The sequence below is a fragment of the Qipengyuania zhejiangensis genome (genome assembly GCF_035607565.1).
Lineage (GTDB): Bacteria > Pseudomonadota > Alphaproteobacteria > Sphingomonadales > Sphingomonadaceae > Qipengyuania > Qipengyuania zhejiangensis.
Genome location: NZ_JAYKGO010000001.1, coordinates 1,112,203 through 1,131,467 on the forward strand (window position 1 = coordinate 1,112,203; position 19,265 = coordinate 1,131,467).

Here is a 19,265-nt window from a genome sequence, read left to right on the forward strand (position 1 = left end):
ATCTCAGCGACCTCGTTTCGTGATTTCGTCCATCGCATCGCGCAGCTTGGGATCCCATTCCGCCTTCAGTTCCCTGATCTTGGCAAGCAGGGCTTCGTTTTCGTGTGCGGGTATATCGAGCCGATAGGCGTCGGCCACTTCGCGCATCGAGGTCCTGTCCATCTGCTCGAACGCCTCGACCATGGCGATTGCCGACTGCCGATCGTTGCCGAGCGCTTCGTAAACCGAACGCCCCATCCGCAAGCTGCTGTCGTAGGTTTCACGAACGATGTCGCGGCATCCCATGGCCCAAAGGTGATACACGTGATCCCGATCGATGGCGCGGGCGATAACGTGCAGATCGGGGAACGTGTCGCAGGCATAGCGCACAAGCCGGTCGATCTGCTCGCGCTCGTCGAGCGCCACGACGAGGATCTTTGCCTTGTGGATACCCGCGCTCGCCAGCAGATCGGGACGGGTTGCATCACCGAAATAGGTCTTGATCCCGAATTTCTTCAGGTTCTCCAGGTGGGTGCTGTTGTAGTCTATCACCGTTGCGCGGTGGCCGGCTGCATCGAGCATACGGTCGACGATGCCCCCCATCCGGCCGCGTCCGGCGATGATGACGGGGTTTTCCTCGTCGATGGCATCGGCCTCGCGTTCGGCCTCCCTGCCGCAATAGGCCGCCGCGATTACCTTGTCGTAGAGAATGAACAGCAGCGGCGTGACCAGCATGGTGAGCGCCACGACCAGCAGCATCATGTCGGCCAGATCCTGGTCGAGGACCGCGTTGCCCACCGCAAACGCGATGAGCACGAAGGCAAATTCACCGGCCTGCGGCAAGCTGAGGCTGAACAACCAGAGCGCTTCGCGGCGCAGGCCGTACGACCAGCCAACGCCGAGCAGCACGGCAAACTTTGCCGCGATTGTGACGGCGGCCCAGAACAGGACTTCGTGGTACATTTCTGCCGCCAGACCAAAGTCGATTCCGGCCCCGACGGTGATGAAGAACAGGCCCAGCAACAGCCCCTTGAAGGGATTGATATCGCTTTCCAGTTCGTGGCGGTATTCGCTCGTGGCAAGCACGACACCGGCGACAAATGCCCCCAGCGCCGGCGAAAGTCCCACCAGCGTCATCAAGATCGATATACCGATCACGACCACCAGGGCAGCGGCAGTGAACAGTTCGCGCAGATTGGCGGCCGCGATGTATCGGAACAGCGGGCGGATCAGGTAAATGCCGAACCCGATCACGGCGCCGACGGCACCGATACGCACAAGTGCAGCCAGCCATCCCGTCATGTTCGCCGTGAGGTCGAGCCCGCCATGCGCGCCTTCGGCCCCATGCGCCGCCGCGGCACCGGCTAAACCGGGAACGGCCAGCAGAGGGATCAGCGCAAGGATCGGAATGACCGCGACATCCTGCACCAGAAGGACCGAGAAGCTGGCCTCGCCGCCCTCACTCCGGAGGAGGTTTTTCTCGTTCAGCGACTGCACGATGATGGCCGTTGACGACAGCGCGAGGATCATCCCGATCGCAAGCGCGGTCTGCCACGGGTTTCCGGTGATCAGGCCGATACCCGTAATCGCCAGTGTGGACAGGAAGACCTGCCCCCCGCCCAGCCCCAGCAGCTTGCCGCGCATCGCCCACAAACGCTTGGGTTCGAGTTCCAGCCCGACGATGAACAGCATCATCACCACGCCGAATTCGGCGAAGACCTGCAGCGCATCGACATTGACTTTGAGGGCGGTGAGCAGGGGACCGATTGCGATACCCGCCAGCAGGTAACCAAGGACCGAACCCAGCCCGAAACGCGATGCCAGCGGCACCGCAATCACGCCTGCGACCAGGATGACGAAGGCGAGTATCAGGAATCCGGTCAACTCATTTGCCCCCTAGCGCAGCGCCCGATCAGATATGGAGCGCGCGCCCGTAAGCCGCAAGGACGCTCTCGTGCATCGATTCCGAAATGGTCGGATGCGGGAAGACGGTGTTCATCAGCTCCGCTTCGGTCGTCTCCAGCGTCTTGCCGATGACGTAGCCCTGGATCATCTCGGTCACTTCAGCGCCGACCATGTGCGCGCCCAGCAGTTCGCCGGTCTTCGCATCGAACACGGTCTTCACGAAGCCTTCCGCCTCGCCCAGCGCGATGGCCTTGCCGTTGCCGATGAATGGGAACGTGCCAGCCTTGACCTCGTAGCCCGCTTCCTTCGCCTTGGCCTCGGTCATGCCGACGCTGGCGATCTGCGGGTGGCAATAGGTGCAGCCGGGGATATTGTTCCGGTCGAGCGGGTGCGGATGGACGTCCTTGTTGCCCAGTTCCTTGGCGATGGCCTCGGCGGCGGTGACACCCTCGTGGCTCGCCTTGTGCGCCAGCCACGGGCCGGGCGTGCAGTCACCGATGGCCCACAGGCCTTTCGATCTGGTGCGGCCATAGGAATCGATCTGGATGAAGCCGCGGTCCATCTCGGCTAGCTTTTCCAGGCCGATGTTCTCGGTGTTCGGAACGATGCCGATGGCGACGATGCAATGGCTGAACTCGGTCTCGGAAACCTTGCCGTCCTTGGCCTTGATCTTGGCCTTCACGCCGGTGCCGGAAACCTTGAGGTCTTCCACGCCTGCGCCGGTCATGATCGTCATGCCCTGCTTGGTCAGGCTTTTTTCAAGAAAGGCGGAGACGTCCTTGTCTTCCACCGGAACCACGCGGTCGAGCATTTCGACCACGGTCACATCGCAGCCCATGTCATTATAGAAGCTGGCAAACTCGATCCCGATTGCGCCGCTGCCGATAACCAGCAGCTTCTTGGGCATGTCGCTCGGCGTCATGGCATGGCGATAGGTCCACACCCGTTTGCCGTCCGCCGGGGCAAACGGCAGGTCGCGCGCCCGCGCGCCGGTGGCGACGATGATGTGCTTGGCGGTGAGCTTTTCCTCGCCCTTCTCGCCCTTCACGGTGAGGCTGGTCGGGCCGGTCAGCTGCCCCTCGCCCATATGCACCGTGATCTTGTTCTTTTTCATCAGGTGCGTGACGCCCTGGTTCAACTGCTTGGCCACGCCGCGGCTGCGCTTCACCACCGCTTCGAGGTCGGCTTCGATCTTACCGGCGATCTTCAGGCCGTAATCGCTCGCATGCTGGGCATAGTGCAGGATTTCCGCCGAACGCAGCAGCGCTTTCGTGGGAATACACCCCCAGTTGAGGCAGATGCCGCCGAGCAGCTCGCGCTCGACGATCGCGGTCTTCAGGCCCAGCTGCGCGCAGCGGATCGCCGCGACATAGCCGCCGGGACCCGATCCGAGAACGATGACGTCGTAGGAAGTATCAGCCATAAGTCTCTCTAGTCATTCGCCAAAAGCGCGGTAGCGTTCACCGCACGCGGCCTGTTGTCTTCGTCGAGCAGGACGAATTTGAACGTGCCCTGCGCCACCTTGGTCTCGGCCTCGCCATTGCGTGTTCGGGCGATGGCTTCGGCACTGATGGTGAGCGAGGTGGTGCCCGTCGTGGCAATCTCGCAATAGACCGAGAGCTCGTCACCCACCTGCATCGCGCCGGGGAAGGCGAAATCGGTTGCCGAGACGACCACCGCCTTGCCCTTCCCCTCGCGGCTCGCGAGCGAACCTGCGCCAAGCGCCATCTGGCTCATCAGCCAGCCGCCAAACACCCCGCCGTAGGGGTTGAGGTCGGTCGGCATGGCCGTGACGCGGATAAGGGGGGAGCGGTCAGGCGTCATTTCAGGCGAGAGTCCCTGTCTTCTTCAGTACGAGAGCAATGACCGGAACAGCCGGAATGGAAACGAACATCGAAAAGATGAAAGGCCAGCCGAACCGTTCACCCCAGTTCGATCCCCACATTAGACCGAGCAGTAGCAGGACGCCCCATAAAACCAGGAATGCGGCACCCGTCTGCAACCAGTTCGCGCCTACCAGCAGCTTGGCAAGTGCCAGTGGGACCACCAGCGTCAGGGCGATGAAGTAGAGGGTGTTGCCGCTCACTTCCAGTTGAGCCTCAAACCACCAGCCCCATCGGGTTTTCGCACAGCTGCTTGAACGCTTCCATCAGCTGCGCGCCGTCCGCGCCGTCGATGGCGCGGTGGTCGAAGCTTCCCGTTGCGCTCATTACGGTGGCGACGCCCAGTGCGCCGTCGATCACCCACGGACGCTGCTCGCCCGCGCCGACGGCGAGAATCATCGCCTGCGGCGGGTTGATCACTGCGTCGAACTGCTTGGTGCCGAACATGCCGAGGTTGGAGAGCGAGGCGGTGCCGCCCTGGAATTCGTGCGGCTGCAGCTTGCCGTCCTTCGCCTTGCCCGCCAGTTCCTTCATCTCGGTGCTGATCTGCGCGAGGCCCTTGCGCCCCGCGTCGCGGATGATCGGGGTGATGAGGCCCGAAGGCGCGGCCACGGCGACCGAGATATCTTCACGCGAATACTGGAACAGCTCGTCACCCTGGAAGCTGACATTGCAGCTTGGCACGCGCTGGAGCGCGCGGGCGAGCGCCTTGATGAGCAGGTCGTTGACCGACAGCTTCACGCCGTCCGCCTCGAGGCTCTTGTTGAGTTCGCCGCGCAGTTTGAGCAGCGCATCGAGGCGCACGTCCACGGTGAGGTAGATGTGCGGAATGGTCTGCTTCGCTTCTGTCAGGCGGCGCGCGATCACCTTGCGGACGTTGTTGAGCTTCTGCGCTTCGTAAGGCGCATCGAGATCGCCGCCCTGCTGGGCCGGCTTGGCCGGGGCGGGCGCGGCCGCTTCGGTCTTTGCAGGAGCAGCGCCGGGTGCCGCGCCTTCGACGTCGGCTTTCACGATACGGCCATTGGGGCCGCTGCCCTTGATGCCCGACAAATCGATGCCTTGCTGTTCCGCAATGCGCTTGGCGAGCGGCGATGCGATGACCCGGTCGCCCGCTGGCTTGGGCGCGGATGCCTTAGGCGCAGGCGCGGGAGCGGCGGCAGGCGCTTGCGCGGCCTTCGCATCGGCTTTTGGTTCGGGCGAAGCCTTTGCGGGTGCCGGTGCGGCGTCCGCAGCTTCGCTCACGTCTTCGCCTTCTTCGGCCAGCATTGCGATGATCGTGCCGACCTTGACGCCTTCTGCACCTTCCTCGACCGCGATGGAGACGATCGTCCCTTCATCCACAGCTTCGAATTCCATCGTCGCCTTGTCGGTTTCGATTTCGGCCATGATGTCACCGGCGCTGACCGTGTCGCCCGGCTTCACCAGCCATTTGGCAAGTGTGCCCTCCTCCATGGTGGGCGAAAGGGCGGGCATCTTTATCGGCGTGGGCATGGCTGTTTACGTTACGTCCTCGCTGGGGAGTGTATGCGGTCAGACCTCTGGCCAAAATGAACGCGGCCCGCAAGGTTCTTGCGCAGAATACGAATTACCGGATAACCCGCTACCGGATTGAGGGAGAATTGAAATGCGCGTCTATCTGGTCGTCATGGACGAGACCGAAGAGGCAAGGAAGGCGCTGCGTTTCGCATCCTTGCGCGCGCAGAAAACCGGCGGGGCCGTGCATATTCTGGCGCTGGTGCCGCAACAGACCTTCAACGCATTCGGGGGTGTGCAGGCGACCATCGAACAGGAAGCGCGCGAACGGGCCGAGGTGATGGCCAACAGCGCCGCAGGAAATATCTTTGCCGAAAGCGGCAAGATGCCCACGATTGCCGTGCGCCCCGGTTCGCCGGCGGATGTTATCCGCACCTATATCGAGGAACACGGCGATATTGCCGCCTTGGTGCTGGCCACCAGCGCCGAAGGGAGTGCCGGGCCGTTGGTATCGCATTTCGCGGCCCACGCCGCCCAGCTGCCCTGCCCGCTCTATCTCGTGCCGGGCGGCCTTGAAAAAGCGGATCTGGACCGCCTGGCCTAACGTTTTTTGCCGCGTCCCTGGTGGCGGATATTCTTGGGCCGGCCGCGTTGCCCCTGCGGATGCTTTTGACGGGGGGCACCGCTGGCCTTCTTGGGCGGCGGACGTTGGCCGCGCCGTTCGATCGGCGAACCGTCGGCATCGGGCACTTCGAACTTCAGTGCACCGGTCAACGCGTTGGCTTCGGCCAGTTTCAGCCTCAGCCGATCGCCTGTGGCATATTCGGTGCCCGTGCTTTCGCCGACCAGTTTCTTCGCCGCCTCGTCATAACGGAAATATTCCCGCCCGAGGGTTGAGACAGGAACCAGGCCATCGCCGCCCAACTTCTCGATCGTGGCGAAAAAGCCGAACGCCTGGACACCGGTGATGCGCGTGTCGAAGGTTTCGCCGACACGGCCGGATAGCCATGCGGCAACATACCGGTCGATCGTGTCGCGTTCAGCCTCCATCGCGCGGCGTTCCGTCTGGCTTATCGCGTCGGTGATCTGGTGCAACGCATCGCGATCACGATCGGCAAGCCCGCTGCTTTCGGGCAGGTCCATCTTCGGTTTGGGCTGTTCGAGCTTGTAGGCATCCACCAGAGCTCGGTGAACCAGCAGGTCCGAATACCGCCTGATGGGCGACGTGAAGTGCGCGTACGAGCCGAGCGCTAGCCCGAAATGCCCCATGTTCGCCGGGCCGTAATACGCCTGTGTCTGGCTGCGCAGGACCGCTTCCATGATCAGGGCCTTCTCCGCCGGATCGGCGATGTCCTTCAGCATCCGGTTAAAGATGCCCGGCGTGATCACCTGGCCGAGCGCGAATTTGCGCCCCTGCGTGGCAAGATATTCGCGGAACGAGATCAGTTTTTCGCGGCTCGGCTGTTCGTGGATGCGATACACGACGGGTGCTGTCTTGGCCTCCAGCGCCTTGGCGGCGGCGACGTTGGCCGAGATCATGAAATCCTCAACCACGCGGTGCGCGTCCAAACGATCGCGCACGGCGATTTCCGCGATCTGCCCGTTGTCGTCCAGCCGCACCTGACGCTCAGGCAGTTCAAGTTCAAGCGGGTCCCGCGCAGCGCGTGCTTCGGCGAGGAGTTTCCATGCGCCCCAGAGGTTCTGGAGATACTCTGGCGCTTCCCCGGCATCGATGGCGGCCTGGGCATCTTCGTAGGCGATGTTGCGCGCCAGCCGCACGATTGCGCGGGTGAAACGCCAATCGCTGATCGTGCCGTCGGCCGCGATCACGAAATGGCATGCCATCGCCGCACGATCGACATCCTGCTTGAGCGAGCACACATCGGCGCTGAGCACTTCGGGCAGCATGGGAACCACACGGTCGGGAAAATAGACCGAGTTACCCCGCTTGCGCGCTTCGCGGTCGAGCTGGCCGCCCGGGCGCACGTAAAAGCTGACATCGGCGATCGCCACGATTGCCCGATAGCCGCCCTTCCCATCCGGTTCGGCCCAGATGGCATCGTCATGATCGCGCGCGTCGGCGGGATCGATCGCGACAATGGGAATGCCGCGCAAATCTTCGCGGTGATCAGGGGAAAGGGGAAGTTCGGTTGCCAGCTGCGCTTCGGCAATGGCCTCGGGTGCGAAGATATGCGGGATACCGTGCTTCGCAATGGCGATCAGGCTGAAGCTTTTGGGCGCCAGCGGGTCGCCCACGACTTCCACGATTTTTACTGGCGACCGGGCGGATTTGCCCATCCGTTCGGCCAGGACCAGTTCGCCTTCCTTGGCTTCGCCCAATTCGCCGATGGGTGCGGATTCGCGCACACGCTTGTCCACCGGAGCGAGCCAGGGCTTCCCGGCGCCGTCGAACTCGACGACCCCCATCATTCCTTCGGTGCGCGCAGGCAGCTTTTTCATCGGATGGGCGCGCCAGCCGTTCGGCGTTTCCTCGGTCCGTGAAAGGAAGCGGTCGCCGCGCTTGAGCGCAGGCATCTTCTTGGTTTCCTTGACGACGAGGCGGGGCGGCTTGCCCGGGGCGTCGGGTGCCCAGTTCTCCGGCTCGGCAATCGGCTGTCCGTCATCTATGTCGACGACCTTGAGCACGGTGACCTTCGGTACGCCGCCCATCCGGTGATAGGCAGTCCGCTTGCCATCGATCAGGCCTTCTTCCGCCATGTCCTTGAGACGTTTCTTGAGGGCGATTTTTTCCTGGCCCTTGAGGCCGAAAGCTTTCGCAATTTCCCGCTTGCCGGCCGGTGTGTCGGAGCCCTGGAGAAATTCGAGAATCTGTTCTTGCGTCGGCATTCCCTTGGGCTGCCGGTAATTGTTCTGTTTTGTCATGAGGGCCATATGGGGATGCGGTTACTCGCTGTCATCCTCCACGGCATCCAGCGGTCCGAATTGACCCGCAGGAACCGCGCTTGCGACAGGGCTCGCTCCGCCTTGGCTGTAGGAATACACCCCGAAGATATAGTCATCCCCGCGCAGGGGCATGGTTACGCTGTGCCGGCGTTTGTCCTGCGGGGTTACCGGGCGGGATTGGGTTGGCTGTTCGAATGACACAATCGGGCCGTCGATCGTCCACCCCGGTTCATCCGTGCGCCGCGCAACAACCGAGTATCCGCTCGCGCCTTCAACGCCTTGCCAACTTATCAGGGTGTCGGTGCGCACGGCAGCGTCGACCACGGGTGCCGGGGGCATCGGGGTGCGGGCAAGGCTGTCCAGCGCGCGGATGTTGAGCTGTGTCACCTTGGCGAGATAGGCGAAGTCCATCTCGTGCGGCGTGTCACCGTAAACGATACCGTCTTGGGTCCGCAGGTCCTGGTGCTGGTGCTCGTAATCCTCGACAGCCACGGTGATTCTGACCGCCGGATACCCTTTTTCCAGGAAGGGTATCTGGTCCCCGCCCCGCCCCATTCGGTCCGTGCGCCAGATCTGGCGCACGTCGAGGCCGCCGTCGAAGCGGTCGGCCATGCTGTCGATATAGCGGGACAAGTTGCGGCTTGGGGTATCGTTTTCGCCCCCTTCGCGCCGCTGGGCCGCGCGCACGCTTTGCGTAAGGTCGGCGCGCGAACCTTCGGAAAAGACGCGCACATGGTTCGCATCGCAATAGCCGTCGCTTCCGCACGATCCGCCAACGATGTCGTTGTTCAGCACAGCCTTGACCTGCCAGCCCTGTTCCTGGGCATAATCGGCCATCAGGCGGCCCCCATAAAGACCCTGTTCCTCGCCCGAAAGCAGGGCGTAGACGATCGTCACCGGGTAGCGATGTTGCGAAAGATTGCGCGCCGCCTCAAGCACCAGGACGGTTCCGGAACCGTCATCATTGGCGCCGGGGGCATCGGTTTGCCAATCGAGCGGGTCGGTCCCTCGGCTGTCGATATGACCCTGAACGATCACGACTTCGTTGGGCCGCGCATAGCCGCGCTGGATTGCCACCGCGTTGCGGATACGGGTCGGGTGCGGCAAGCGCCGGCCTTCCTCCACGCGTTCAGGGGCGACGATTTCGAGACATCCCCCGCAACCGGTTCCGATCCGGCCAAACTCGGCCAGGCCCCAGTCGACCGCAGCGCCGATGCCGCGTGCCGGGTTATCCTGTTCCGACAGGGTATGGCGCGTTCCAAACCCGACGAGGGTGTCGATATCGGCCCGCAAGCGTTCGGTTGAAACCTGTGCTGCGGGATCGGGAGAGGTTTCCCCTGTCGATTGCGCAAGAACAGGCGTTGCGATGGCAGCGGCGGCAAGAAGGACGAGCGTTTTCATGCCGCCCGTCTTCACCAATTGCCGCGTCAGTTCAAGCTAGTACGCCTTGGCCAGCAACACCCGCTCCACCGCGTCCGCACCGGTGAAAATGCACGGCCCGTCAATGGGCACGGCATCCATGGGCACATTGCGAATGGTGAGCTTATGCTCCTTCAGCCGTTCGACCACCTTTTCGAGCGCTTCGCCTGTCGGCTTGGACCACTGCACTTCAACCCAGCCAGGGTAACGCGAGGCTGCGAAGAAGGCTTCGACTTCCTCGAACGAGGATATTCCGCGGGTAATGTTCGCTTCGCGGCGCTCGAACGCTTCGTCGAAGATGCCCTGCTGCATTTCAGCGAGGATGTTTGGGATGGCCTGCGCTGCATCATCGCGTGAGGGGGTCTGGAAACTGGGCTTTCCGGTTTCTTCGTCCCAAAGCTGGTCGCGGCGAAGCAGGCTGACGATGCCGCTATCCATGTCGCGGCCGCCGACCTCGATGATGACCGGAACGCCTTTGCGCACCGCATCCCAGCGTTTTTGGGCCGCCTTGCCCGGACGGGTGTCGAGCTGGACGCGAAGGGGTTCGCCAAGCACGCTCATGCCTGCAAGCGCGGCACGCAGGGTTTCGCAATAGGCCACCAGCGCATCGTCTTCGGGCTTGTCGCGCAGCATGGGCAGGATAACGACCTGTTGCGGCGCGATGCGCGGGGGCAGGCGCAGGCCGTCATCGTCGCCGTGGGCCATGATCACGCCGCCGACCATCCGGGTGGAAACACCCCAACTGGTCGTGTGACACAGGCTCTCGCCGCCGTCGCGGTCCTGATACTTGATTCCACTGGCCCGGGCGAAATTGGTGCCCAGATAATGGCTGGTCCCTGCCTGCAATGCCTTGCCGTCCTGCATCATCGCCTCGATCGACCAGGTTTCGACAGCGCCGGGAAACCGTTCGTTTTCCGGTTTCTCGCCCGTTACCACCGGAAGACTGAGATCTTCTTCGGCAAAAGCGCGGTACACTTCCAGCATTCGCAGAGTGTGTTCCTTCGCTTCGGCTTCGTCGGCATGGGCGGTGTGCCCTTCCTGCCAGAGGAATTCGCTGGTCCTCAGGAACATGCGGGTTCGCATTTCCCACCGGACGACATTGGCCCACTGGTTCAGCTTGAGCGGCAGATCGCGCCAGCTTTGCACCCAGCGCGCCATGGCATCGCCGATGATCGTTTCGGACGTGGGCCGCACCACCAGCGGTTCTTCCAGCTTCGCTTCGGGATCGGGGATGAGGCCGCCCTTGCCATCGGCGATGAGCCGGTGGTGCGTGACGACCGCCATTTCCTTCGCGAAACCTTCGACATGTTCGGCTTCGCGTTCGAAGTTCGAAAGCGGAATGAAGATCGGGAAATAGCAGTTTTCGTGACCGGTCGCCTTGATCCGGTCATCGAGCAGGCGCTGCATGCGCTCCCAGATGCCATAGCCCCACGGCTTGATCACCATGCAGCCGCGAACGCCCGATTCCTCGGCCATCCCTGCAGCAGAGATCACTTCCTGGTACCAAGCTGCAAAATCATCGGTGCGCTTCGTATTCAGCGCATGGCGGATCTGGGCCACGTAAGAAATTCCTGTTTAAAGCTATGCAAGCGGCGCGCGGGCCGTTGCCGTCATTTGCTCAGATCGTCCAGCTTCTTCTGCATCGCCGCCATCTGCTGGCGCATCTGGGCCAGTTCGTCCGTCTGGTCCGGCTTGGCGGACTTGCGCGCACCCGGGATCAGCACCTCCGCGGCGTTCTGCATCATCTTGAGGTTGGCCTCGGCGATCTTGGCAAGCGGGTTGGCTTCCAATCCCTTGGCGAAAGCGGCCTGCAACTGATCACGGTTCTTGCGAAAGTTCACCATGCTCGCTTCGAGATAACTCGGCATCATGGACTGCATTGAATTGCCGTACATGGAAATCAGGTCGCGCAGGAAGCTGACGGGCAGCATCTGGTTCCCGTGGCTTTCTTCCTCGACGATGATCTGCGTGAGGATGGTGTGCGTGATGTCGTCGCCGCTCTTGGCGTCCAGAACCTGGAAGTCCACATTCTCGCGAACCATTACGGCCAGATCGTCCAGCGTGATATAGCTGCTGGTGTCGGTATTGTAGAGACGTCGGTTGGCGTACTTCTTGATGATGATCGGCTCGCCTTCGGCGGTGCGCTTGGCCATGCTGTCACTCTCTTGAAATATTGTGCAGTGCGAACGCCTCTTAGCACCCGCACAATGTGCAGCGCAACACAACTTGGATCAGCGGTGGAACCGGTGTCCCAGCACGGTCAGCAGTTCATACTGGGAAAGGCCGGTATGTTGCGCAGCATTCTGCAGGTCGTACGGCAGGGTCACCCAATCGCCTTCCCGCAGATCGGGAGCGTTCGACAGGTCAATCACGATCATATCCATCGACACCTTGCCCAGGATGGGAAGGTGGATATCGCCAAAGGCGAAGTGCCCGCCACCCCAACTGCGAAGGATACCGTCCGCATAACCGAGGGAAACAACGCCCACTTTCAGATCGGTGGTCGCCGTGAAGGTGGCGTTATATCCCACGGTGTCGCCGGCACGTAACGTACGTGTCTGGAGCAGAACGGCTTCGGGAGTGGCGACTTGCCGGATCACCCCCTCGAACTCGGCACGCGGTTGCCCGCCATACAGCGCAAGGCCGGGCCGCGTGAGGTTGCAGTGGTATTCGGCGCCCAGTGCGATCCCGGCGCTGTTGGCCAGGCTGGTTTTGCGGTGGTCGACACGCGGCATAACCTGCCGGAAAGCGTCAAGTTGGCGCGCGTTCACGGCGCTGTCCTCATCGGCGCAGGCCAGGTGGCTCATGAGAACATTCACGTCCAGCGCTTGCACCGCGGGGTCGCCGATTTCGTCGGGCGAAATGCCCAGCCGGTTGATGCCCGTATCGACCATCAGATCGCAAGCGCCGCCCCCGCCCTGCATCCAGAGCCTGGCCTGAAACACGCTGTCGATCACCGGCCGAACTCCGGTTGCACGGGCATAAGCGGCCTGTTCCGCGTTCAATGGGCCGTGGAGAACCGAAACCTGGCTGGCCGGAACGTGATCGAGGACCGCCGGAACTTCCGACCAATGGGCAACGAAGTAGTCCGCGCAGCCCGCGTCACGCAGCACCGGGACGCATGAAGCGACGCCCAGGCCATAGCAGTTGGCCTTGACCGCCGCGCCCGCGCGTGCGCTGCCCGACATCGCATTCAGCGAACGCCAGTTCCATGCAAGCGCACTCCCGTCGATCCGCAGGCGCAAGGTCGGTGGTGGCAGGTCAGCCATGCTGGTCTTCGAAATCCTTCGGCGGACCATCGGGAATGCCCCACCACGCCACGACGAGTCCGAACGCGACGACCACGATGGTGTACCACAGCCCGGCATACGCATTGCCTGTCATCGCCACGATATATCCGGCGATCAGCGGCAGGAACCCGCCGAGATATCCCGCACCAATATGGTAAGGGATCGACATGGAACTGTAACGGATTCTGGCGGGGAACATTTCCGACAGCAGGGCCGCCACCGAACCGTATGTCAGCGCCGAGAGAAGGCCCAGCACACACAGCAGGGCCACGATGCCGACGATACTGGCAAGCGGCGGACTCTGCCGGGCAAAATTGTACCCTTCGGCCTCGAGCCACTCCTGGATCGTCGCACGGCGTCCCGCATCATCGAGCGAGGCGTAGTCGTGCATCGCCTCCCCGACGGACAGGCCAATTGCCTGTTCGTCCGTCGGACGGACTTCGTCGTCGATATGGTAGGGCACGCCAAGCGCGGTCAAATCCTGCAGAACCCGGCCGCACTGGCTGGCCTGGACTTCCGCGAATGGATCGTATGTGCAGGCGATGCCCGTAACGGTGACCGGTGCGGCCTTTGCGCTGGCGTTCAAACCGGGGTTTGCCAGCGCGCCCATGCCCCAGAAAACCGGGAACAAAAGGGCCAGCGATGCAATGGCGCCAATGATGATCGGCTTCTTGCGCCCCACCTTGTCCGACCATTTCCCCACCACAATGTAGAAACCCATCGAAATCGCGCCCGCGACCAGCAGCATCCATTCGACAGCGCTTTCCTCCACCCGCATCGGCCCGCGAAGAAAGCTCAGCCCCGAGAAGAACGCGGTGTACCAGATAGTCGTCAGGATGCCGGTGATGCCGAACAGGGCCACGAAGATCCGCTTCGGGTTGCCGGGATAGGTCATGCTTTCCTTGAAGGGGTTAGCCGAAGTCTCGCCGGCTTCCTTCATCGCCTGGAAAACGGGACTTTCGGAAAGCTTCAACCGCATCCACAAGGATATGAGCAGCAGGATGATCGACAGCAGGAAGGGTATCCGCCAGCCCCAGGCGGCGAATTCCTCGGCCGGGACCAGCGCACGGCAGGCAAGCACCACGACAATCGAAAGCACGAACCCCCCGACCACGCTCGCCTGAATGAAGCTGGTGTAAAACCCGCGTTTTTCGGGTGGCGCGTGTTCGGCGACATAAATGGCTGCGCCGCCATATTCGCCGCCCAGGGCCAGGCCCTGAAGGATCCGCAGGCCGATCACGATGATCGGCGCGACGATCCCGATGCTGGCTGCACTGGGAATAAGGCCGACACCGGCGGTGGCCACGCCCATCAGCGTTACCGTGACGAGAAAGGTGTATTTACGCCCGAGCCTGTCCCCCAGAAAACCGAACAGGATCGCGCCAAGAGGGCGAAAGCCGAAGCCGACTGCGAAACCTGCCCAGACGAGCAGGATTTCCAGCGTTTCGTTATCGCTTGGGAAAAACGCCGCGCCGATTAGGCTGGCAAGCGTCCCGTAGATGAAGAAATCGTACCATTCGAACACTGTGCCGGCCGAACTGGCCGCAATGACAAGGCGAATTTCCTTGTCCGTGGGTTCTCTCTGCATCGCCGTGGTGCCTGCTGACATGGCTGGCGCTCCCCCCATACTGTTGTCTTGTTTGTCGAAGGCGGGTCTAGCCTCCGGCCCTCTCGTTGCAAAGCGCGTCCAGCGCCGCTCTCCACGGCAACAGGATGGCTTCGTGCCGTCCTGCATGTGGGAGCGCGGGTTCGAGCGCCGCGATACCGGGCCAGTCGGGTGCAGGACCGCTCCCGGCGATCCAACCTCTCAGTTCGTCCAGCGTGTGGCCGATATCCGCAGCATCGCGGCCCTGCGCCGATTGCGCGAAAACGGCAGCTGCCGCTTGGCCCACTGCGCACGCAGCAACGCGCATTCCCAGATCGTCGATCCGTTCAGGGCTGCCGCCGGACAGCGAAATGGTGCTGCCGCAGGTGCGCGAACGCGCGTGGCCGATTGCGGGCTTATCCTTGTCGAAGGGGTAATTGGCGAGTTCTACAGCAAGGGAAAGCAAGTGCGGCGAGTAGAGCGCAGCCATCGGCGCCGCCGTCATCCGGCCGCTTCGGCGTTCTGTTCACGCAACCGTTCGCGCCGTTCGGCCAGAACTTCGACCAGTGCGCGCGAACTGGAATCGACCAGTTCATAGGTGCGGGCCGTGGTTATCCATGTGGGGCGGCCCTTGTAGCTCCAGACCGCATCGTATCCGAGCACGAGGAGCGAGAACGCCACCACGACAATGATAATGCCCTTGAGCGCCCCGAAGCCGAAGCCAAGAACCCGGTCGATCGGGCCAAGAACCGAATCGCGCGATGCCGATCCGACGTTGTTGGCAATGACCTTCATCGCGGCATAGGGAATGAGCAGGAGCAGAGCGAACGCCAGCAACGAGGTCGTGATATCGGCCCCGACGTAATCCTGAAGGGCAAGTGTCAGCGGCGTGTGCAGAAAACGGATCGCGAAAACCGCCAGAACCCACGCGGCCAGCGAAAGCACTTCCTGCACGAAGCCGCGCAGGAAGCCGCCGACGGCAGCAATGCCGACCACAAGCAGAACGAGAAGATCGAAACCTGTCATATCGTACGGCGGCAACGGTTATTCGGTTGTGATCACCTGGTCAACGAGATTGGCCAGTTGTTTCAACCCGCAATAATCCAGCTCCTTGCCGGGCTGTTTGACATCCGCTGGCCCGAAGCCCTTGGAAAAGCCCAGTTTTGCCGCTTCCCGCAACCGCAGCCCGCCATGCGCCACCGCGCGGATTTCGCCCGCCAGGGATACCTCGCCCATCCACACGCTCCGGTCGGGCAAGGCCCGGTCTGCAAGCGCGCTCATCAAGGCTGCGGCAACCGCAAGATCGGCTGCCGGGTCGGACAGGCGATAGCCGCCTGCGACATTGAGATAGACTTCGGCCGAACTAAAATTCAGTCCGCATCGCGATTCAAGCACGGCCAGCAACATGGCGAGCCGTCCGGAATCCCATCCCACAACGGCGCGGCGCGGCGTGGCGCCCGACTGCAGGCGCACGATCAGCGCCTGTATTTCCACCAACACCGGGCGGGTGCCTTCCATCGCCGGAAACACGGCGCTTCCCGCCATCGGTTCATCGCGGCCCGACAGGAACAGCATCGACGGGTTGGCGACTTCCTCGAGCCCTTCTCCTGCCATTGCGAAGACGCCGATCTCGTCGACCGCGCCGAACCGGTTTTTCAGCGCACGCAGGATACGGTATTGATGGCTCCGTTCCCCTTCGAAACTCATCACCACGTCGACCATGTGTTCCAGCACACGCGGGCCAGCGATCGTGCCGTCCTTCGTGACGTGGCCTACCAGCACGACAGCGGTTCCGGTTTCCTTCGCGTAGCGGATGAGTTCGAACGCGCATCCGCGCACCTGGCTCACTGTTCCCGGTGCCCCTTCGATAGTGTCCGAATGCATGGTCTGGATCGAATCGATCACCAGCAACCGTGGCGGCGACATCGTCCCAAGCGTCGTCAGGATGTCACGCACCCCCGTCGCTGATGCCAGTTTCACCGGCGCATCCGACAAGCCCAGCCGCGCGGCGCGCATTCGCACCTGTCCTGCGGCTTCTTCCCCGCTCACGTAAACGACACCGTGGCCTTCGCGTGCGATTTTCGCCGCTGCCTGCAACAGCAAGGTGGACTTGCCGATACCCGGGTCGCCGCCCATGAGGATCGCGGAGCCAGGGACCAGTCCACCGCCCAGGGCGCGATCGAATTCCGCCAGCCCAGTCGCCTGGCGCGTGGGCAATTCGCCCGGCTTGTCGAGGTCCACAAACTCGACTGCCCTGCCCCCGCTGGACAGGTCGTGCTTGAGCGAGAAAACCGTCGCCGGGGCCTCTTCAGCCAGCGTATTCCATTCGGCGCAGTCGGGGCATTGCCCCTGCCACCGGTGCGACACACTGCCACAGGCCTGGCAGACATAACGTTTCTTCGGCTTTGCCATAGCTCGCTGCTAAACGGAACATTTCACGAACGCAATTGCCTTTGGCGACCTACCCGTGCAAAACACCTCCGATGCGCCAGAAGGAACTCAGAATCGCCCTCGTTTGTTATGGCGGGGTTAGCTTGGCGATCTACATGCACGGCGTGACGCGGGAGCTTTGGCAACTCGCCCGCGCCAGCCGCGATTTCCATTCCGGCGCGCCCGCCAAGGGCGGTGTCGAAGCGGTTTATCGCAAGCTTCTCGAACGGATTCTGGACACGCATTCGATGCGCCTCCGGGTGCTGCCCGATATCATGAGCGGTGCGAGCGCCGGGGGCATCAACGCGGTGTTTCTCGCCCAGGCCATACACTCGGGCCAGTCGCTCGAACCGCTTACGCAATTATGGCTCGATGTCGCCGACGTGGACGAATTGCTCGATCCTGATGCGCGGCCCGGTTGGCGCTTTTCAAAGGCCTGGGCGCAGCCTTTCGCCAGTTGGCTGCTGAGCAGGCCGGGCAGCGACATAGCCGATACCGTCGCCCCCGAAACGCGCGCCGAAGTGCGGCGCAAGGTATCGCACCTCATCCGCGGGCGCTGGTTCGAACCGCCGTTTTCGGGGCTTGGTTTTTCACGGCTGCTGGAACGCGCGTTCAGCGCAATGGCCGAGGCACCTGCCGAAGAACCGCTACTGCCACCCGGCCACCCGCTCGACCTGTATGTCACGGCGACCGATTTTCATGGGTATCTGGAATTGCTCCGCCTCCACAGCCCGCCGGTTGTGGAAGACACCGAGCATCGGATGCCCATCGCATTCCGGCGCCGCGTCCCATTGGACCCCGGTCACGATTTTGCCGACCCGCTGGAGCTTGTCCTGGCAGCCCGGGCCACCGCCAGTTTTCCGGGCGCCTTTCCACCCCTCCGCGTGGAGGAAATCGACGCTCTTGCGGAAGTCACGGGCCGCGAATGGTTGGGAAGGAGCCGATTCCTCGACCACATCATGCCGGTCCATGTCGAACGCGATACGATTTCGCACGTGTCGCTGATCGACGGGTCGGTGCTGGTGAACAAGCCGTTTGCCGGGGCCATAGCCGCGTTGCAGGGGCGCCCGGCGCAGCGCGAAGTGGACCGCCGCTTCGTATACATCGACCCGCGGCCAGACCGTCTAGGACACCGAAAAGACAAGCTCGACCAGCCGGTGGGCTTCTTCACGGCCATTTTCGGGTCCCTTTCGGCCATCCCGCGCGAGCAGCCGATCCGCGACAATCTCGAACAGCTCGAGCAGCAGAGCCGTGAAGCGGAACGCATGTCCCGCATCGTCGCAGCCTTGCGTCCGGAAGTGGACGCCGCGGTCGACAAGCTTTTCGGGCGCACACTGTTTCTCGATAGTCCGACGACCGGTCGCCTCGCGGCCTGGCGGCAGAAGGCCCAGCAGGCAGCGGCCGAGAGCGCCGGTTACGCGTTTCATTCCTACGCGCAGGCCAAATTTTCCGGGATCGTTACGCGCATTGCCCGGCTGGCCCTGCTCGCTGCTCCTCAGCTCGGGCTCGAAGACACGGGACCTATAGAAGCGGCGCTGCGCGAAGAACTGTCGCGCCGCGGGCTCGATACTCTGGCGGCTTCGTCCGGCGGGGCCACCCCGGAAGCCATCGCCTTCTTTCGCGAACATGACATCGGGTTTCGCATTCGCCGTCTGCGGTTGCTTGCCCGGCGGCTCGCTAGAGACTGGGAAGCCGATCCCGACATCCCCGACGATGCGTTGGAGGCCGGGCGCGATGCGATCTACAAGATCCTTGCGCTCTATTTCGAAAAGGAAGGGCTGGCCTCGGTCGGACCGGAATTCGAGACTGTTGCGCAGGGCGTGATGCGCAATCCCGGCGCAGTGCTCGACATGTTGGATAACGCGCGGCGATTGCCCGATGCCGACGATCGGGCAGAGGAGATGCTGACGGCCGCCATGGCCGACATGCCGAAAAATCTGCGGCGGCGTATGCTTTTCGCCTACCTCGGATTTCCGTATTACGACGTGGCAACCCTCCCGCTTCTGAGAAACGAAGGCTTGACCGAATTCGACCCGGTGAAGGTCGATCGGATCAGCCCCGACGATGCGCGCAGCATCCGCGAAGGCGGAACGCAGGCAACGTTGAGAGGGATCGAGTTCTACAATTTCGGGGCATTTTTCAGCCGTGCCTATCGCGAAAACGATTACCTTTGGGGACGGCTGCACGGGGCGGAACGGATGATCGACCTGGTGTGCTCAACCGTCGACACGCATTTTTCGGCGGACACATGCCGGACCCTCAAACGCGATGCGTTCCATGCGATCCTCGACGAGGAACAGGCGGCCCAGCGATGCTCGCAACGGCTGATCGACGGAATCCGGGGCGAGGTAAATCAGCGAATGTCGTGAGCACGGGCGCAGCGGCCCGCATCACTCG

General features: G+C 62.7%; 16 protein-coding genes. 2 read left to right on the top strand and 14 right to left on the bottom strand.

Annotated features, from left to right (window positions below; all coding sequences use genetic code 11):
• Window positions 1-3: 3 nt before the first annotated feature.
• The 5 genes from VR863_RS05335 to VR863_RS05355 are packed head-to-tail and all read right to left on the bottom strand — an operon-like array spanning window position 4 to window position 5,258.
• The gene (locus tag VR863_RS05335) at window positions 4-1,863 is read right to left on the bottom strand and encodes a monovalent cation:proton antiporter-2 (CPA2) family protein (protein ID WP_324827396.1); all 1,860 of its coding nucleotides are present in this window, start codon (window positions 1,861-1,863) and stop codon (window positions 4-6) included.
• A gap of 28 nt (window positions 1,864-1,891) precedes the next feature.
• Window positions 1,892-3,307: a dihydrolipoyl dehydrogenase gene (gene lpdA, locus VR863_RS05340; protein ID WP_324827397.1), complete on the bottom strand. Its 1,416-nt coding sequence runs from the start codon at window positions 3,305-3,307 to the stop codon at window positions 1,892-1,894.
• An 8-nt stretch (window positions 3,308-3,315) separates the two neighbouring features.
• A complete protein-coding gene (locus VR863_RS05345) occupies window positions 3,316-3,708 on the bottom strand; it encodes an acyl-CoA thioesterase (protein WP_324827398.1) in 393 nt (130 codons plus the stop codon).
• Between the two features lies 1 nt (window position 3,709).
• Entirely contained in the window at window positions 3,710-3,970 is a 261-nt protein-coding gene (locus tag VR863_RS05350; protein WP_324827399.1) for a hypothetical protein, read from the bottom strand.
• A 13-nt stretch (window positions 3,971-3,983) separates the two neighbouring features.
• A complete protein-coding gene (locus tag VR863_RS05355) occupies window positions 3,984-5,258 on the bottom strand; it encodes a pyruvate dehydrogenase complex dihydrolipoamide acetyltransferase (RefSeq protein WP_324827400.1) in 1,275 nt (424 codons plus the stop codon).
• 133 nt (window positions 5,259-5,391) lie between these two features.
• On the opposite strand from VR863_RS05355, the gene VR863_RS05360 reads away from it, so the two are divergent.
• Window positions 5,392-5,844, top strand: coding sequence for a universal stress protein (locus tag VR863_RS05360; RefSeq protein WP_324827401.1), 453 nt, complete (start codon window positions 5,392-5,394; stop codon window positions 5,842-5,844).
• Here VR863_RS05360 and VR863_RS05365 read toward each other — a convergent pair.
• The 9 genes from VR863_RS05365 to radA all read right to left on the bottom strand — a co-directional run bounded on the left by VR863_RS05365 (window position 5,841) and on the right by radA (window position 16,850).
• Window positions 5,841-8,132, bottom strand: coding sequence for a ribonuclease R family protein (locus VR863_RS05365; RefSeq protein ID WP_434784964.1), 2,292 nt, complete (start codon window positions 8,130-8,132; stop codon window positions 5,841-5,843). The genes VR863_RS05360 and VR863_RS05365 overlap by 4 nt on opposite strands.
• Window positions 8,133-8,144: 12 nt before the next feature.
• Entirely contained in the window at window positions 8,145-9,545 is a 1,401-nt protein-coding gene (locus VR863_RS05370) for a M20/M25/M40 family metallo-hydrolase (protein ID WP_324827403.1), read from the bottom strand.
• A gap of 36 nt (window positions 9,546-9,581) precedes the next feature.
• On the bottom strand, window positions 9,582-11,123 hold the full coding sequence (gene proS, locus VR863_RS05375; RefSeq protein WP_324827404.1) for a proline--tRNA ligase: 1,542 nt from the start codon (window positions 11,121-11,123) through the stop codon (window positions 9,582-9,584).
• A 50-nt stretch (window positions 11,124-11,173) separates the two neighbouring features.
• Complete coding sequence (gene phaR / locus VR863_RS05380) at window positions 11,174-11,716, bottom strand: polyhydroxyalkanoate synthesis repressor PhaR (protein ID WP_324827405.1); 543 nt, start codon at window positions 11,714-11,716, stop codon at window positions 11,174-11,176.
• Between the two features lie 78 nt (window positions 11,717-11,794).
• The gene (locus tag VR863_RS05385; protein WP_324827406.1) at window positions 11,795-12,832 is read right to left on the bottom strand and encodes an alanine racemase; all 1,038 of its coding nucleotides are present in this window, start codon (window positions 12,830-12,832) and stop codon (window positions 11,795-11,797) included.
• Entirely contained in the window at window positions 12,825-14,462 is a 1,638-nt protein-coding gene (locus tag VR863_RS05390) for an MFS transporter (protein ID WP_324827407.1), read from the bottom strand. Before VR863_RS05390 ends, VR863_RS05385 begins: the two co-directional genes overlap by 8 nt.
• A 46-nt stretch (window positions 14,463-14,508) precedes the next feature.
• Window positions 14,509-14,928, bottom strand: a complete 420-nt coding sequence (locus tag VR863_RS05395) for an iron-sulfur cluster assembly scaffold protein (protein WP_324827408.1) — start codon at window positions 14,926-14,928, stop codon at window positions 14,509-14,511.
• An 11-nt stretch (window positions 14,929-14,939) separates the two neighbouring features.
• Window positions 14,940-15,464 carry a CvpA family protein gene (locus VR863_RS05400; protein ID WP_324827409.1) on the bottom strand — a complete coding sequence of 175 codons (525 nt, stop codon included), beginning with the start codon at window positions 15,462-15,464 and terminating at the stop codon, window positions 14,940-14,942.
• An 18-nt stretch (window positions 15,465-15,482) separates the two neighbouring features.
• Window positions 15,483-16,850 carry a DNA repair protein RadA gene (radA, locus tag VR863_RS05405; protein ID WP_324827410.1) on the bottom strand — a complete coding sequence of 456 codons (1,368 nt, stop codon included), beginning with the start codon at window positions 16,848-16,850 and terminating at the stop codon, window positions 15,483-15,485.
• A gap of 71 nt (window positions 16,851-16,921) precedes the next feature.
• Between radA and VR863_RS05410 the strand changes: the two genes are divergently transcribed.
• Window positions 16,922-19,237, top strand: coding sequence for a patatin-like protein (locus tag VR863_RS05410; RefSeq protein ID WP_324827411.1), 2,316 nt, complete (start codon window positions 16,922-16,924; stop codon window positions 19,235-19,237).
• Window positions 19,238-19,265: the final 28 nt, after the last annotated feature.

Bases quoted from the DNA above. Each gene is read 5' to 3' on its own strand.
- VR863_RS05360 (WP_324827401.1), top strand. From the start codon at position 5,392: ATGCGCGTCTATCTGGTCGTCATGGACGAGACCGAAGAGGCAAGGAAG.
- VR863_RS05355 (WP_324827400.1), bottom strand. From the start codon at position 5,258: ATGCCCACGCCGATAAAGATGCCCGCCCTTTCGCCCACCATGGAGGAG.
- VR863_RS05385 (WP_324827406.1), bottom strand. From the start codon at position 12,832: ATGGCTGACCTGCCACCACCGACCTTGCGCCTGCGGATCGACGGGAGT.
- radA (WP_324827410.1), bottom strand. From the start codon at position 16,850: ATGGCAAAGCCGAAGAAACGTTATGTCTGCCAGGCCTGTGGCAGTGTG.
- VR863_RS05395 (WP_324827408.1), bottom strand. From the start codon at position 14,928: ATGGCTGCGCTCTACTCGCCGCACTTGCTTTCCCTTGCTGTAGAACTC.
- VR863_RS05410 (WP_324827411.1), top strand. From the start codon at position 16,922: ATGCGCCAGAAGGAACTCAGAATCGCCCTCGTTTGTTATGGCGGGGTT.
- VR863_RS05400 (WP_324827409.1), bottom strand. From the start codon at position 15,464: ATGACAGGTTTCGATCTTCTCGTTCTGCTTGTGGTCGGCATTGCTGCC.
- VR863_RS05390 (WP_324827407.1), bottom strand. From the start codon at position 14,462: ATGTCAGCAGGCACCACGGCGATGCAGAGAGAACCCACGGACAAGGAA.
- VR863_RS05370 (WP_324827403.1), bottom strand. From the start codon at position 9,545: ATGAAAACGCTCGTCCTTCTTGCCGCCGCTGCCATCGCAACGCCTGTT.
- lpdA (WP_324827397.1), bottom strand. From the start codon at position 3,307: ATGGCTGATACTTCCTACGACGTCATCGTTCTCGGATCGGGTCCCGGC.
- VR863_RS05345 (WP_324827398.1), bottom strand. From the start codon at position 3,708: ATGACGCCTGACCGCTCCCCCCTTATCCGCGTCACGGCCATGCCGACC.
- phaR (WP_324827405.1), bottom strand. From the start codon at position 11,716: ATGGCCAAGCGCACCGCCGAAGGCGAGCCGATCATCATCAAGAAGTAC.
- VR863_RS05365 (WP_434784964.1), bottom strand. From the start codon at position 8,132: ATGGCCCTCATGACAAAACAGAACAATTACCGGCAGCCCAAGGGAATG.